Genomic DNA, 14162 nt, shown 5'->3' on the forward strand with positions numbered 1-14162 from the left:
CGGTTATAATGCAGGGGAATAAGTTGGGGAAGGGGCAGATACATAATGAATACATTGTTGCAAGGAAAGAACATCGTCATCATGGGCGTAGCAAACCACCGCAGTATTGCATGGGGAATTGCGCAATCCTTACATAATGCTGGAGCGAATCTGATTTTTACGTACCAAGGGGAGCGTCTGCGTGAAAACGTGGCGGCACTCACTGAAAAATTGGGAGTAGAGTCGCTGTTGGTAAATTGCGATGTCACCAAGGATGAGGATGTCGAAGCGGCATTTGCTGTAATCAAAGAAAAAGTGGGCGTTATTCACGGTCTAGCGCACTGCATCGCGTTTGCGAAAACGGAAGAGCTCGAAGGCGAGTATGTTAACACTTCCCGCGAAGGATATGCACTGGCGCAAGACATTAGCGCATTCTCCCTGGTCGCAGTTGCTCGTGCTGCTCGTCCGTTGATGACGGAGGGCGGAAGCATCGTGACTTTGACTTACCTTGGCGGTGAGCGCGTGATTCAAAACTACAACGTGATGGGTGTAGCCAAAGCTGCGCTTGATGCATCTGTTCGTTATTTGGCAAACGACTTGGGCAAAGAGAATATTCGTATCAATGCGATCTCCGCTGGTCCAATCCGTACGCTTGCTGCAAAAGGAATCCGCAATTTCAACTCCGTGCTAAAAGAAATTGAGGAAAAAGCGCCATTGCGTCGCACGATTGACCAATCGGAAGTAGGCGACACCGCTCTCTTCTTGTTCAGCAATCTCTCCCGAGGAATCACGGGTGAAATTCTGCACGTCGATGCTGGTTACAGCATTATGGGCGGCTAACCAGAAGCAAATTTCCCGAAAAAGAATAACAGGCCCCCTTTTCTCGCATACTATACCCAAATGCGTGAAAGGGGGCTTGTTTTATTATGTTTCCATTGATTACGAACATGGAAGAATTCTTGATTTATATGGGCGGCGGCTTTCAGTACTTACCTGCCCATCTCGGCGATGAAGCGGGAGGTGCGGGTCTTTCGTCCGAATCGCTCTCGGGGGATACCGATACACAAGCTGTGACGGGCCCGGGTAATCGCGACGTATAAGAGACGGCGTTCTTCTTCAAGCGCACCAAAGTCGCCTTTTCGCAGCTCATCCAATGTATACTCATGAGGAAGGGCACCTTCTACCAGATCGGGCAAGAAGACGTGGTCGTATTCAAGACCTTTTGCCCGATGGATACTTAACACATGAACAGCTTCGTCCGGGAGTGGCCGCATTGTGCGCCATTCTTTTTCTTGTCGTGCCATGTGATCGATATAAGCCAAAAAATCGCTGATTGTCCCATGGCGCTTGGAAGCTGCCAGTATTTGCTGCAGCTCATCACTCCAACGTTCCCGGCCATCTTCCCGGTCTTTCGCGCGTTTTTTCAGATAGTCGCGCAGTTTGCCATCCTCATAGATGAGCTCCAACGCCTGAGCAGGTGGAACGTCCTTGCACGCGGTGAGAATCTCATTGATTTGCTGCATGTGCTTGCGCTGATATGGTTTGAGCTGTGTCAAATGCGGGAGAACGTGCAGAATCGGCTTGTCCTCGATGATCGCTTGGCTGCGCAAGGTATTCCACATTTCGGCTGAGATGTAGAGGGTCGACAATATTTCTTTTAGTGCATCGGTATCATCCGGGTTTAACGCGAGCCGCAAATAATTCAGCGTCCAGCGAACCGTCTGGCGTTGGTAAAAGGAATCCTCCTCTTGTGTGTAATGAAAAGGAATCCCGGCTTCGCTCAGGCGCTCCAAAATGGGGCGTGCAGATTCATTGGTGCGGTACAAGATCGCGCATTCACCCAAAATGGCGCCCTGTTCACGGCGATGGATAATTTCATCGGCGATCCGGGAAGCTTGTTCTTCTTCGTCTTCCGGCTCGAATAAATAGGTGTCGCCTTCCTCACGATGAAAGGACTGACATTCCTTTGCCCAACGCTCCCGGTTGTGACCGATCAGTGAGTAGCCAAGACTGACGATCGAGGAATGGGAACGGTAGTTGACCTCGAGTGTAAATGTCGACGCCTGCGGAAAGTCTTTGGTGAAGCCCAAGATGTACTGCGGATCACTGCCGCGAAAGCCGTAAATGGACTGGTCGTCATCCCCGATGACACACAAATTGTTTTGCGGAGCGGCTAATAGCTTGACCGTCTCATACTGAATGCGATTGATATCCTGAAACTCATCGACCATCACATAGGTGATGCGTTCCTGATAACGGCGCAGAAGTCCTGGATCATCACGCAGCATTTCGTAGCAGCCAATGAGCATGTCGTCAAAGTCAAACCAATGATGCTTTTTCTTCGTGGCCTCGTACAGTGGATAAAGCTGGATTGCGCGTTTTTCTGCATCGTTCGTTGCTTCCCGATACGCGACCTCCTGAGGGAGGATGTATTCGTTTTTCCAACGGCTGATAATGCCGAGTGCTTCAGTGATCTCTGTTTCTTTTAACGTGGCAAGGTCGTCATGACCGAGCAGTGCGCCAGTCTCGCGCATCAACCGCCATTTTTGCCAATCCTTTTTCAAGAGACGCTGCTGATCCCAGCGTTCTGGCTGGTGATGCAGGAGCATTCGGTAAAAGATGCTGTGGAACGTACCAGCAATTAGCTCACGAGCTTGTCCAGCGGGTAGCTGGCGGGCAATGCGCTGACGGATTTCATCGGCGGCTTTGGTCGTAAAGGTCACGACCATGATTTGATTCGGCTTCACGCCCAAATCCGAGATCAAGTGAGTCGTGCGTGCAGTCATGACGCGTGTCTTGCCACTTCCGGCTCCGGCAAGGATGAGAAAAGGTCCCTCGGTAGCGTGCACCGCTTGCTGTTGTCCCGGATGCAGGGATTGATCGCGCATTTGCTCAGCCATGTGAGAGATGGTCTTTTTCGGCATGAAGCGTTTGCGGAAAACCGGTGGCTTCGGAGCTGGCGGAGGGGGCGTCGTGCTCGTGCCAATCGTTCTCTTTTTCGGAAGGCGAAAGGAGCCGATGCTCGTTGTATTTGCTTCGTCTACGTCTATGGATGCCTCGTTGTTGTCCTTCGTTGAGAAAGCGAGTGGTTCTTTCGCGTTATCGTCGCTGTGATCCTTTTTGGCCGTAGCAGCCAAGACAGCCTGAAAGGCGGTAGCGGCCGTCTCATTAATCGCTTGTAGCGAATCGAGAGGAGCAGGACCATTTTCCGTCAGAAGCGGGCACTCTGCTCCTTCCGGATGGAAGAAATGCGGCTCAAAGCTGATGCCAGCGTGAAGACGAAGCGCTGATGCACAGGCTGGACAGCGAACCTTGTCCTGTCGGGCAGCCATGCGCCAAAACGGTATGCGGTTGTAGTTCTCAGGTAGCAACAGGATGGGTTTGTTGTCTAGTAAAGCGTAGTTCATCAGGACACCTCGGAAACAAGAAGTGCCCCCTGTCGGCAGGGGACACTTGCCATTATGGTTGTTCTTTTTGATTAGGAGTGCAGCGACACGATATCCTGAGGGACAGCGGACGAATCTTCTGCTCCCAAATACGTGATGCTCACCCGTGTAATGCGATGGTTTTCTAGTTCACTGATCGCAAAAAGATAGCCTTGGAATGTAACGGTCGTGCCTTTTGCGACCTCTTCATTTAACTGGCTGTAGAGCCATCCGGCAATGGTATCGACCTCATCGGAAACGACTTCAATCGATATGTAATCATTCAGTTCTGTCAAGAGAGTTTTGCCGGAAACCGAGAGCGTATTGCTGGAGCTTTCTTCAATTTCAGGGCGCTCATTTTCATCGAACTCATCCTGAATATCACCGACGATTTCCTCCAAAATGTCCTCCATCGTTAACAACCCTGCTGTACCGCCATATTCGTCAATCACGATGGCAAGCTGGGAACGGCGCTTTTGCATTAAGCGCAAGACGTGGCTAATTTCCATGGATTCCGGCACCGTCAATAATGGACGAAGAAAATCAGTTAGCTCTGCTTTCCCTGTCGTGAGCGCAGAGAGGTAAAAGTCTGAGGTGTGCACAAAGCCAATCAGCCTGTCCTTATCCTCATGAGCGACGGGAAAGCGCGAATGGCGTGACTCTCTCATGATTTCGAGGTTTTCGTCAAACGTGTTGTCATCGTAGAGGCAAATCATATCAATCCGTGGAATCATAATTTCCCGGGCAAGGCGTTCGGAAAACACGAAGACATTGTCGACTAACGCCATCTCGGTCTGGTCAATGTGACCACTTTTATGACTCTGGTTCATAAGAAGGCGGATTTCTTCTTCCGTATGAGCCGATTCGGTTTCGGTGGCAGGCTCGATTCCTAGGCGTCTGATTAGTAAATTGGCCGCTCCGTTTAAAAGCCAGATGAGCGGATAGCTCAGCTTGTAGAAGAATATGAGCGGTGCGGCAGTCCATAGGGAAGTCGCCTCCGCTTTTTGAATCGCCAAAGACTTAGGCGCAAGCTCTCCGAATACGATATGGAGAAATGTGATGATAGCAAAAGCGATCGCAAGTGAGGTCGGACCGACCAAATAGGATGGGAAATGAAAAAATGCCATGACAGGCGCGACGTACTGGGCGACGGCAGGTTCACCGACCCAGCCTAACCCCAGCGAAGCCAGTGTAATTCCGAGCTGGCAGGCGGATAGATAGGCGTCGAGTTCTCGTGTGACTTTTTGCGCGTAGCGGGCACTTTTGTTATTGCCTTCACTAACGAGCTGGGTCAGACGAGTTTGGCGAACTTTTACCAACGAGAATTCTGCTGCGACGAAGAAGCCGTTCAGAAGAACCAAAAATACCACAAGCAGCAGATTCAGCGTAATCTCCCCTATCGGACTCTCCAAGCACACCTCCGCCTCCCGCAGTGCGAAAGGTGGAGCACTCACCTCCGATACGATAATGGTATTTTACATGTACGACCCAAAATAGATAAATATTCGATCTAAAACCTGTAATGGATACGCTTTTCATGAGCCATGCTACAGGTTTTCTTGTTACTCGTAAGTATACCAATAGGTCAACCGAACAGTCAAAACGTTCCGATTTGAACGAGCGCATTCTGCGTATTGCTTGGACATACCTGCTTCTTTCCATTCATAAACATAAACGAGCACGGTCCAAGGAGGGAAGCACATGTACTGGCTGCAAAAAAGTGTAGCGATTCTTACAGGGAGCGTGCTTCTAGGCATTGGGGTCAACCTGTTTTTGGTTCCGCATCGCCTAATGGAAGGGGGCATAATCGGGATCGGTTTGCTGGCGACGTATTACATGCAGATGCCGACGGGTCTGGTGATGATATTCGTTAGTATTCCTGTGTATGTCATCGTCTTTTTGTATGATCGCAGCTTGTTTTTTCACAGCTTTCACGGCATGCTGATTTCTGCTTTCTTTATAGACATTCTCTCGGATATGCGTGGTTGGAATCTATGGTCAACTTCCTTTTCCGCAGTTACTGGCGGCGTATTAATTGGAATGGGTGTTGGGTTGATGCTTGCTTACGAGACGAATACGGGCGGGACAGACCTGCTCGCGCAATTTTTTGCCAGACGCTACAAGCTGCGCGTTGCTTTGCTGATTTTTCTAATCGATGGGTTGATCGTACTTTGCTCGACTCAAACGATCGGGATGGAGAGAATGATTTTCTCTTTGCTGACAATCATCTCAGTTGCGGCGACTACGCAAATGTTCAGTGGACTGGGACGACCTTTGCCACCGTATACGATAATAGGCCCGCTTCTTTCGCGTAAAATGGATGATCACTCACCACGGCTCTATGTAATTACAAGCGCGAGATTTAGGAACAGGGAAGGGGAAGGCAATATTTTGGAGAAAATAAATAGGAAAAGGAAGAAATGAGGGACTGTTTTGTCTGGACAAGCATTTCAAATGATAACAGAGCGTGTCGGCTATTTTCCTGGTCACGTTAACATAGGACTTGTCATTGGTGAGCACGGAGCGGTCCTGATTGATTCTGGTCTGGATACCCAAAACGCCAAAAAAATCAAGAAAGGACTGGACGCTATCGCCCAGCCCTTGTATGCAATCATTCAAACGCACTCTCATGCAGATCATTTCGGTGGCAACGCCTACTTGCTCGGATGCTGGCCCGAAGCAAGGGTCTATGCGCCACCGCTGGAAGAGGCGATCATTCGAAATCCCATACTGGAGCCCATTTACTTGAACATGGGTGCAGCCCCACTTGATGATCTCAAAAACAAGTTTTTGCTGGCGCAGCCTTCTCGGGTGGACCACCTCCTTCCGCTGGATGAAGGGATCGAGATAGATGGCGTACCTTTCTTTATCCTTTCTCTGCCAGGGCATAGCTGGCAACAGGTTGGCGTCGTCTGCGACGAGATTTGCTTCGCTGCCGACAGTTATTTAGGCGAAGAGGTTTTGGAAAAGCACAAGCTGCCGTTTCTTGTGGATGCGCATGAGACCCTGCTCAGTCTTCATAAATTGCTTGCAACCAACTACAGGGGATACGTACCTGGGCACGGAGCATATACCACCACCTCTCATGATGCCGTGAACAAAAATATTGCTTGGCATGAGCGGATTTTCTCGGTGATCTGCGACCTTTTAGTAGAGGAGACAACACCAGAAGAAGCATTAACTCTCCTGTGTGAGCGTTTACACATTTCCATAGAAAATGCTTCGAGTTATGTGCTGTTTCGGACGGCGTTTATGGGTTACCTAGTCGGGCTTCAGAAAACAAAGAGGGTGGCATACCGGTTTGAACAAAATCGGTGGTTGTGGAGAACCGTTCAGGATGGAGCCGAGGGAGCAGAAAGGTAATCGGCGATTTCTGCTAGTTTATGCTCGGCAGCTTCGCGGACGGCCTTGGGAATGAAGAAAACTTCTTCGGATGAGGTATTCATATAGAACTTTGCTTCCAAATACGGATGACCCAGTTTGACATTCAGTTCCCCTTTTCCGGTCGTTGTGTTGGTATAGTTCGTAGGGATGCGCAAAAAATACGCGCTGCTGCTGGCGGAATCGTACATGACGACATCGTACGTGGGCATACTGTCCCCGCCGGATCGGTGAAAGCCTTGTTGCCGCAGCATTTTGTCAACATAAGAGAGTGGCTGAACGACACCGGTAAGGGTCTTGTTTTTTAACCGCATGGACATCCTCCTCGGTTCAACCATTGAGAAATCGAGCTTAGTCTCATACTATGTACGGCAATAACAATTCAGACTTGTAAATAAGGAAAAGAAGGAGTGGACGAGGATGGAACATATGGCAGATTTGCATACCCATACAAGAGCGTCAGACGGAACCTGCGAGCCTGCGGAAAACGTACGTTTGGCGAAGGAGGCGGGACTTGCTGCACTGGCGATCACGGATCACGACACGGTAGCAGGGATTCCAGAAGCAATCGAGGCTGCCCACGCACTCGGCGTGGAAATTATTCCGGGAGTCGAGGTGAGCTCCGTAGGGAAGGGGCAGGATATTCACGTTCTCGGCTATTTTGTCCCGTATGAAGACCCGGCTTTTGAAGAGCGACTTTTCCGTTTGCGGGAGACAAGACATGAGCGTAACCAACTGCTGATCGAACGGCTGCAAGAGCTCGGTATCGACATTTCATTGGAAAAGGTATACCAACGCAAGCAGGGCACGGACAAAAACATCGGGCGACCGCATATTGCAGAAGAACTGATGGAGCTGGGCGTCGTCTCAACGATCGCAGAGGCCTTCGATAAGTACTTGGGCAAAGGGGGAGCGGCTTATGTCAATCCTCCACGCATTACGCCGCAGGAAGCGATCACGCTGATCAAAGAGGCAGGTGGAGTGGCGGTGCTGGCTCATCCGGGTCTGTATGACGATGAGGAGCTGGTCCAGGAGTTGATTGTATTCGGATTAGACGGGATTGAAGTCAATCACCCGGACAACGATGAGGTACAAAAAATGCGCTACAGCAAGTGGGCAGCACAATACGGACTTGTTGTAACCGGCGGTTCTGATTTCCATGGTTGGCGTGGAGAGGAGCCGTTTCATGCGATGCTCGGCTCTCATACCGCAGAGATGGATGCTGTTGAACAGCTACGGGCGATTGCGGCGAAGCGGAAGGCGTAATTCATCCATACGTAATGGAAACGACCCTCTTCTCTTTTATGGGAAGAGGGTTTTTGGTGAACTTAAAACAATACGAGCAGAAATGATATCCCTAACCACAAGCATAGGGGGGTGAATAATGCCGTATCTTGACGGGCAAACTTCGTATTTTTTACTTTTTTAAAAAAGCCAATGTAGTTGAAGTCTCCCACAGCGCGCAGGACAAATACAGCGGCACAGACAATGCATCCCCATTGAATCAAAGCAGGGGCTAGGACGGGCGGGAGATAACCACTCTGGGCAAGCAAAAGGTAAGCGGCACAAGTGAGCAAGCAGGCAACGACGACCGTTCCGCCTTTCCCAGGCGAAAAAGTCGGGCGTGAATGATCTGCTGTGGTGGGAATGACGGAATCAGTCCCCCATTTTCCTCCGAAGGCCCAATAAAAATGCAGCAAGGACACGATGACTAAGAAGAGAGCGGATGAGATTGGGAAAACGTGTGTCATGGGAAAGCCTCCTATTGATTTGTAAGGATTTATTTACAAAAGATACGCATCCGTATGTTTTGGGTGAAAATATCCCTGCGCAAGACCATCTGTCAGGCAGGAAGGGGGTAATCAAATCCAAGTCATAAAATGATCCAAGGGTGCGGACATATCAAAAGGCGCTTCCAGATCTCTGCGCACAAGCCAGCCAATATAGAGGAGGTACGCGAGTTGAGCACGTGTCTTTGCATCAGTGGGAGCCAGCCCTTTTTTCTCATACAGGGCGGCTACGAAGCCGATCCTGCGCTGCTCGATTTCCACGAGACGTTTGGAAAGGGCAGAATGCTGTTTCGCCCAGTTGTAGATAGCGGCTTCGATTTTTCGCTCGCTGCTAAAAGCGCTCGACAACAGCTGTTCCAACGACATGCTGTCCGAGTGTGGCGCTCGAATGATCCGCTCGGTCGCATGCTCCTCCCAATAATCGATCATGGAGTCCAGTAGCGCTTGACGATCTGGAAAGTGATGATAAAAGCTTCCTTTGCTGATGTTTAGTTTTCTGGCGAGAGGTTCCACACGAACAGCGTCAATGCCTGCTTCAGCCAACATATCGAGCCCTGCCCGAATCCAATCTTCACGTACGTATTGCATGGTTCACCTCAAAAGATACGGTATCGTATGTTCCTGGTTCCATGTTATTCCACTGGTTGAGATGTGTCAAGAAGCGTTGCTTTTTGATGGAGAAAGTAGCAGAGGGCAACCGCAGGTGATTTCATACCTTTATCGGGTACCAATGAAAAACAACCTCGCTTCGCATGATGATCATAACGAAGACGAGGTTGTTTTTTCGAATGAGGGAATAGAGCTGCACGCAGCTTCTGTTATTCTCGAATGGATTTGACCATCGCAATATGTTCGATACCCGCATCGTCAAACAAGTCGCCAAAAGGTTCATAGCCGAGCTTTTCATAAAACCGTTGGGCTTGCGTCTGCGCGTTCAGCTTCAGGCTGTCAAACCCGTGTTGTTTGGCCAGCTCTTCCATCGCGAGCATGATTTTGCGGCCGAGTCCAGTACCGCGTTCTGTTTTGGCAACCGCCACCCGTTCAATTTTTCCTACCCCAGGTGCGTAGGTGCGGATACGGCTTGCGCCCACTGGCTTTCCATCGCGGTAGGCTACAAAATGAATCGTCCCGCCATCCAGTGTGTCATGCTCATCGATTTCCAAGTCTTCTGGTACTTCCTGTTCTTCAATGAAAACGACTCGACGCACGGACAGGGCATCCGCCAATTCTTGTACAGTGGTGACTCTTTGGATCTGGTAGGTTTGCAGGTTCATCGGTATTCGTCCTTTGTTAGAAAATATCCCTCCCTACAATAGACACGCAGGGAGGGTTCATATTGGAGGAAAGGGTGTTTATTTTTTGAGAAGGAAAGTCTGGTAAACGCTCCAGATGCCATCCTCGAGTTGATAAACCAAGTGGAAGCGATCAATCTCGCTGTTTAGGTCAATTTTTGCCATGCTCAGTTGGCCGGTTACATCCCGCAGCTCATCGTCGGACAGGTCGCGCCCGATGGTCAGATGCGGTACGTATGCGTAGGTTTCTTTTTCATTCACACACTGATTGGCAATCTTTTGATGCAGCTCGTTAAATGGTTCTTTGTTTTGCACAGCCAAATAGATCACGTTGTTGGTAGGGTGGAAAGAAGATACCCGATGGAAATGAGCCGAAAAGCTGTCGGTAGAGGAGGCAACCTGCTCCAGATGGCTCACCAGCTCAGGAAGCTTGGCTTCGTCCAGCTCAAAGGCTTCCTTCAAACGGATATACGGAGGAACCAAAGCATAGCCCGGGTCATAACGTTTCCGGTAAGAGTTCGCTACTTCTTGCACCTTGCTAGATGGGAATATTACGATACTGTACATCATCAGAACCACTCCTCCTTACTATCTATCATGCTCTACAAGATATTATTTTAACAGAAAATTCTTCATTTGTGTAATGTTAAGCGCTGGTCTGTATATTCCTTGCGCCAAAGGAAAGACTGTGTAGTGCAAGGAGGTGCCGCACTGCATGTATACGGCAATGATGATCACATTCATTTTTCTCGTTCTGCTTCTACTGTCTGTGCTGACCTTCACGATCTTGACTGCGATACGAAAAGGAGAATTCGAAGAGGCACTCGTATCGACTATCAAGGATGAAGGTCCACAAGAAGAACAGCCACGGTAAGTTTACCCGTAAAGCGTCTTTAATATACGCGGTAGATTGTGCTGCCAGTGGCCCCACGTATGGTCACCCTCAAACGTTTCATAAACGAGGGTGGCTTTTTTCATGCTCAAAATCTCGCGTAGCTCCTCATTGGCCGCTAGAAGATTCAATGTGCCGCGGCCCGTGCTTACTGCCGTTTCCTCCGTTCCGATCTCCAAATAAAAGGTTTGCGGTACGGAAAAGTCAGCGTCAGCTACCAGCCGATTTAACTTTGCATCCATGGCAATCGACTGACAGGCAACTTGTCCAAACGTATGTGGATAGTGAAGAGCCGTGAACAGAGAGACAACCCCGCCCAAAGATTCGCCTAGAAGTGTTCGTGCGTTTCCCAAAGGATGTGTGGAGTAATGCGTATCGACATAGCTCACGACTTCATCGGCGAGGAAGCGACGGTAGGCCATATGCTCCTTACCATCCGGATGATAACGGTCGTTCCGTTTGCTTTTCTCGACAGGGAGAAAGACAGCGATGATATCAGGCAATTCTTTGTCCCGATTCAATTGATCCAGCAAAGAAGCCATCCTGCCCATTGCCAAGTAATCTTCTCCATCCTGTACGTAGAGGACTGGATACGAGTAAAGTGGCGAGTAGCGTTGGGGTGTGTAGACAACCAGCTTTTCCGGCATCCCCAAATGCCGGCTTTCCAAGATGATTTCCTCAAGGGCCACTGCGGTGTCCTCCTTATTGGGATATTCCTTTCTTTATTATACAGGAGCGAGCGGGCATGCCCAACAGTTTGGGTGCAGGGGCAGTCAGGTTGTAGGCGAAAGATTGTCGCAATTTGGTCAGCGTGTGATACTATGATAGAAACGACTTCACTCGATTTGTGGAAGGGGTTGTCTCTTATATGAAGAAGCAAGTACACAGCACCGAAGTCAGAAACGCTGCTCTCGCACGTTTGGCAGAACGCGGAGTGACGGTGGATGATATCGCGGAGATCGTCTATCTCATGCAGTCGCCATACCATTCAGATCTCACAATGGCGCAGTGCATAGAGAGCGTAAAAGCGGTCTTGGAAAAAAGGGAAATGCAGCACGCCATCCTGGTTGGCGTTGAGTTGGATACGTTAGCAGAGAAGGGTCTCTTGTCCGAGCCGCTCCAATCCATCATCGCGGCAGATGAAGGACTGTTCGGATGCGACGAAACATTAGCGCTAGGCTCCGTATTTGGATATGGAAGTATCGCGGTGACCACCTTTGGACATTTGGATAAGCACAAGGTCGGGGTGATTAAAAGGCTGGATACCAAGTCGGGAGAGGGACGTGTTCATACGTTTTTGGACGACCTCGTGGCGAGCGTGGCAGCCAATGCCTCTAGCCGCATGGCACATCGGATGAGAGATGAGCAGGAGGCGGAGTTGGCACGAAGTGAGGCGTTGAAGCAACAGGGAGCCGAGCTGCGTGTCGAGGAGAAAGGGAAAGGGACGGAACAGGCGGGGTAGGTTAGGTTTGGGATGACGGAGTTTGTTTCGATCGTTACCTAATTATCTTGTTTGTTGTTGTAACCTTTTTTGGATAGTCTTTAGTCTGGAAGGAGCCAATTCTTCACCGGTGTAGCACAAGTGCTTGATGAGTCATGTATGGTAAGATGCTATCATGCAGGTAATCCTCTGTTTTGTAGGGGGGATGCGGGCAGCAGCGGTGGAGAATGGCTTTTTACAAGGTGAAAACAAGCCTGATTTCACTGGGTTTCTTAGTGTTCTTTTGGTACGGGTGAAAATTTTTACAAGAAATTATTCATTTCCTCTTGAAATCTATTTTGCGATGCTGTATAGTAATAAATGTGATCGACGTCCGATACGATTCGGGCCCTTAGCTCAGTTGGTCAGAGCGGTCGGCTCATAACCGATTGGTCGTAGGTTCGAGTCCTACAGGGCCCACCATTAAACGATCACACACATATCCCATGATCCGGTAGCTCAGTTGGGAGAGCACCATCTTGACAGGGTGGGGGTCGCTGGTTCGAACCCAGTCCGGATCACCATAATACAAACGCTAAAACCCTTGGTAATCAAGGGTTTTTCTTATTTTAACGCGACCCCGCTTGTTCCCCTTTTTTACGAACAAATGAAAATTGGTGCCGAAATGGTGCCCTTTATTCCACTAAAGATTTCTTGGTGCCATTTGGTGCCGAGAAGAACATTTCCCCGAAAGCATCGGCTGTTTCCTTTTGCATGTGTGGTGTAATGTGCGAGTAGCGATCCAGCATCTTCACACTTGACCATCCCATACGTTCAGCTATACGTTTATTGTTCTCTCTCATTTTCAAGAGCATAACAACATGAGTATGACGTAGATCGTGGAAACGAATTCTTTTCAGTCCAGCTTTTTCAGTAAGGCGATAGAATGTGCGATTGATGTTTCGTGGTGAAACAGGTGTACCTAACTGTGTGCATATCACCAGGTCGTTATCCTCGTAAATATCCCGGTTTGCCATTTTTTCCTCTTTGGTTCGGTGCCGAAGTTTGTCTAGCTCAATTGCTGTTATCTTATCGATACCGATGGAGCGGATACCTGATGCCGTTTTTGCTCCGGGTTCCAGAGTCTTTCCGTCATGGTTAAGAATTTGCCTAACGGATAGAGTCCTGTTTTTCAAATCTAGATCCTGCCACCGTAAGCCCAGTATTTCTCCTTGCCTCATTCCGGTTGTTACTGCAAGCAGGAGAGCGCAGTAATAGCGATCCTCTTTGGCAACTCCAAGAAGGCGGTGCGCCTCTTCATCTGTCCAATAGAACATTTCCTTTGTTTCAGCTTTGGGGCGATCAACAACAGCAGCTGGGTTTTTTATGATCATGTCCCATCCGGCGGCCTTTTTCAGTGATTCGTTGATGATGGTATGTACTTTTTGGATGTTCTCCCCAGAAAGCCGCTCAGACTCGTGCAGCTCGTTATAAAGATTTTGGATGTGCCGAGGGGTGATGTCAGCTAGGGCAAAGTCTCCCAATGCCGGCAGAATGTGATTATTTACCAATCCCGCATATGTTTCAAGCGTGCGCGATTTGACTTTTGTTTTCTTGTCTCGAAGCCAGTCAACCATGAAGTCTCGATAAATAGTTTTGGAGGCATTGAGGTTCAATCCTTGTCCGAGTTCATTCAAAAGGTCACGTTGGGCCGCTTCAGCTTCTTTTTTAGTTTTGAATCCTCTGCGCTTGATCCTTTTCCGTTTTCCATTCTCATCAATCTCAATTGTGAAATACCAGGGATTTTTTTGAACGTTCTTGTCTTTAGTTACTGCCATCTTCCATTTCCTCCTTGTTTGATAAAGACATTTTAAAATAACATGGATAAGTTAATTCGTCAGCCGCCTTCTGGTGATTTATTTGATGCAATGGAGTACAATGAACTCTTCTTGCAAGTGTAGACAGCCAGACTTTATTGATACC

General features: G+C 49.1%; 15 protein-coding genes and 2 tRNA genes. 8 read left to right on the top strand and 9 right to left on the bottom strand.

Going from position 1 to position 14162, the window contains the following annotated elements:
• Positions 1 to 45: 45 nt before the first annotated feature.
• Positions 46 to 819 carry an enoyl-ACP reductase FabI gene (gene fabI, locus E8L90_RS03120; RefSeq protein WP_016742464.1) on the top strand — a complete coding sequence of 258 codons (774 nt, stop codon included), beginning with the start codon at positions 46 to 48 and terminating at the stop codon, positions 817 to 819.
• A 149-nt stretch (positions 820 to 968) separates the two neighbouring features.
• Here fabI and E8L90_RS03125 read toward each other — a convergent pair whose 3' ends face one another.
• Complete coding sequence (locus tag E8L90_RS03125) at positions 969 to 3386, bottom strand: UvrD-helicase domain-containing protein (RefSeq protein WP_137027951.1); 2418 nt, start codon at positions 3384 to 3386, stop codon at positions 969 to 971.
• A gap of 71 nt (positions 3387 to 3457) precedes the next feature.
• Positions 3458 to 4822 (bottom strand): hemolysin family protein, encoded by a 1365-nt coding sequence (locus E8L90_RS03130; RefSeq protein WP_137027952.1) that lies wholly within the window; start codon positions 4820 to 4822, stop codon positions 3458 to 3460.
• Between the two features lie 283 nt (positions 4823 to 5105).
• Here E8L90_RS03130 and E8L90_RS03135 point away from each other — a divergent pair, with 283 nt between their 5' ends.
• On the top strand, positions 5106 to 5828 hold the full coding sequence (locus E8L90_RS03135; protein ID WP_137027953.1) for a YitT family protein: 723 nt from the start codon (positions 5106 to 5108) through the stop codon (positions 5826 to 5828).
• A 9-nt stretch (positions 5829 to 5837) separates the two neighbouring features.
• The gene (locus E8L90_RS03140; protein ID WP_137027954.1) at positions 5838 to 6767 is read left to right on the top strand and encodes an MBL fold metallo-hydrolase; all 930 of its coding nucleotides are present in this window, start codon (positions 5838 to 5840) and stop codon (positions 6765 to 6767) included.
• On the opposite strand, the gene E8L90_RS03145 is transcribed toward E8L90_RS03140, so the two are convergent.
• Positions 6737 to 7099: a hypothetical protein gene (locus E8L90_RS03145; RefSeq protein WP_137027955.1), complete on the bottom strand. Its 363-nt coding sequence runs from the start codon at positions 7097 to 7099 to the stop codon at positions 6737 to 6739. The genes E8L90_RS03140 and E8L90_RS03145 overlap by 31 nt on opposite strands.
• Positions 7100 to 7205: 106 nt before the next feature.
• On the opposite strand from E8L90_RS03145, the gene E8L90_RS03150 reads away from it, so the two are divergent.
• Positions 7206 to 8051, top strand: a complete 846-nt coding sequence (locus tag E8L90_RS03150) for a PHP domain-containing protein (RefSeq protein WP_137027956.1) — start codon at positions 7206 to 7208, stop codon at positions 8049 to 8051.
• A 62-nt stretch (positions 8052 to 8113) separates the two neighbouring features.
• Here E8L90_RS03150 and E8L90_RS03155 read toward each other — a convergent pair whose 3' ends face one another.
• The 4 genes from E8L90_RS03155 to E8L90_RS03170 all read right to left on the bottom strand — a co-directional run bounded on the left by E8L90_RS03155 (position 8114) and on the right by E8L90_RS03170 (position 10437).
• Positions 8114 to 8536 carry a DUF3995 domain-containing protein gene (locus tag E8L90_RS03155; RefSeq protein ID WP_137027957.1) on the bottom strand — a complete coding sequence of 141 codons (423 nt, stop codon included), beginning with the start codon at positions 8534 to 8536 and terminating at the stop codon, positions 8114 to 8116.
• Positions 8537 to 8647: 111 nt separating this feature from the next.
• A complete protein-coding gene (locus tag E8L90_RS03160) occupies positions 8648 to 9163 on the bottom strand; it encodes a TetR/AcrR family transcriptional regulator (protein ID WP_137027958.1) in 516 nt (171 codons plus the stop codon).
• Between the two features lie 230 nt (positions 9164 to 9393).
• The gene (locus E8L90_RS03165; protein WP_137027959.1) at positions 9394 to 9849 is read right to left on the bottom strand and encodes a GNAT family N-acetyltransferase; all 456 of its coding nucleotides are present in this window, start codon (positions 9847 to 9849) and stop codon (positions 9394 to 9396) included.
• 78 nt (positions 9850 to 9927) lie between these two features.
• On the bottom strand, positions 9928 to 10437 hold the full coding sequence (locus E8L90_RS03170; RefSeq protein ID WP_017250309.1) for a YjcG family protein: 510 nt from the start codon (positions 10435 to 10437) through the stop codon (positions 9928 to 9930).
• A gap of 145 nt (positions 10438 to 10582) precedes the next feature.
• Here E8L90_RS03170 and E8L90_RS30080 point away from each other — a divergent pair, with 145 nt between their 5' ends.
• Entirely contained in the window at positions 10583 to 10741 is a 159-nt protein-coding gene (locus E8L90_RS30080; protein ID WP_017250308.1) for a hypothetical protein, read from the top strand.
• Positions 10742 to 10743: 2 nt separating this feature from the next.
• Here the strand turns inward: E8L90_RS30080 and E8L90_RS03175 are convergent, their stop codons facing one another.
• The gene (locus E8L90_RS03175; protein ID WP_137027960.1) at positions 10744 to 11448 is read right to left on the bottom strand and encodes an alpha/beta hydrolase; all 705 of its coding nucleotides are present in this window, start codon (positions 11446 to 11448) and stop codon (positions 10744 to 10746) included.
• A 179-nt stretch (positions 11449 to 11627) separates the two neighbouring features.
• Between E8L90_RS03175 and E8L90_RS03180 the strand changes: the two genes are divergently transcribed.
• The 3 genes from E8L90_RS03180 (at position 11628) to E8L90_RS03190 (ending at position 12763) form a co-directional block, all read left to right on the top strand.
• A complete protein-coding gene (locus E8L90_RS03180; protein WP_137027961.1) occupies positions 11628 to 12221 on the top strand; it encodes a phosphatidylglycerophosphatase A family protein in 594 nt (197 codons plus the stop codon).
• 364 nt (positions 12222 to 12585) lie between these two features.
• A tRNA-Ile gene (locus E8L90_RS03185) sits at positions 12586 to 12662 on the top strand.
• A 25-nt stretch (positions 12663 to 12687) separates the two neighbouring features.
• Positions 12688 to 12763: transfer RNA gene (locus tag E8L90_RS03190), tRNA-Val, on the top strand.
• A 111-nt stretch (positions 12764 to 12874) separates the two neighbouring features.
• Here the strand turns inward: E8L90_RS03190 and E8L90_RS03195 are convergent.
• Entirely contained in the window at positions 12875 to 14017 is a 1143-nt protein-coding gene (locus E8L90_RS03195) for a site-specific integrase (protein ID WP_137027962.1), read from the bottom strand.
• Positions 14018 to 14162 lie beyond the last annotated feature (145 nt).

The sequence above is a fragment of the Brevibacillus antibioticus genome (assembly GCF_005217615.1).
Lineage (GTDB): Bacteria > Bacillota > Bacilli > Brevibacillales > Brevibacillaceae > Brevibacillus > Brevibacillus antibioticus.

Bases quoted from the DNA above. Each gene is read 5' to 3' on its own strand.
- fabI (WP_016742464.1), top strand. From the start codon at position 46: ATGAATACATTGTTGCAAGGAAAGAACATCGTCATCATGGGCGTAGCA.
- E8L90_RS03125 (WP_137027951.1), bottom strand. From the start codon at position 3,386: ATGAACTACGCTTTACTAGACAACAAACCCATCCTGTTGCTACCTGAG.
- E8L90_RS03135 (WP_137027953.1), top strand. From the start codon at position 5,106: ATGTACTGGCTGCAAAAAAGTGTAGCGATTCTTACAGGGAGCGTGCTT.
- E8L90_RS03145 (WP_137027955.1), bottom strand. From the start codon at position 7,099: ATGCGGTTAAAAAACAAGACCCTTACCGGTGTCGTTCAGCCACTCTCT.
- E8L90_RS03150 (WP_137027956.1), top strand. From the start codon at position 7,206: ATGGAACATATGGCAGATTTGCATACCCATACAAGAGCGTCAGACGGA.
- E8L90_RS03155 (WP_137027957.1), bottom strand. From the start codon at position 8,536: ATGACACACGTTTTCCCAATCTCATCCGCTCTCTTCTTAGTCATCGTG.
- E8L90_RS03160 (WP_137027958.1), bottom strand. From the start codon at position 9,163: ATGCAATACGTACGTGAAGATTGGATTCGGGCAGGGCTCGATATGTTG.
- E8L90_RS03165 (WP_137027959.1), bottom strand. From the start codon at position 9,849: ATGAACCTGCAAACCTACCAGATCCAAAGAGTCACCACTGTACAAGAA.
- E8L90_RS03170 (WP_017250309.1), bottom strand. From the start codon at position 10,437: ATGATGTACAGTATCGTAATATTCCCATCTAGCAAGGTGCAAGAAGTA.
- E8L90_RS30080 (WP_017250308.1), top strand. From the start codon at position 10,583: ATGTATACGGCAATGATGATCACATTCATTTTTCTCGTTCTGCTTCTA.
- E8L90_RS03180 (WP_137027961.1), top strand. From the start codon at position 11,628: ATGAAGAAGCAAGTACACAGCACCGAAGTCAGAAACGCTGCTCTCGCA.
- E8L90_RS03195 (WP_137027962.1), bottom strand. From the start codon at position 14,017: ATGGCAGTAACTAAAGACAAGAACGTTCAAAAAAATCCCTGGTATTTC.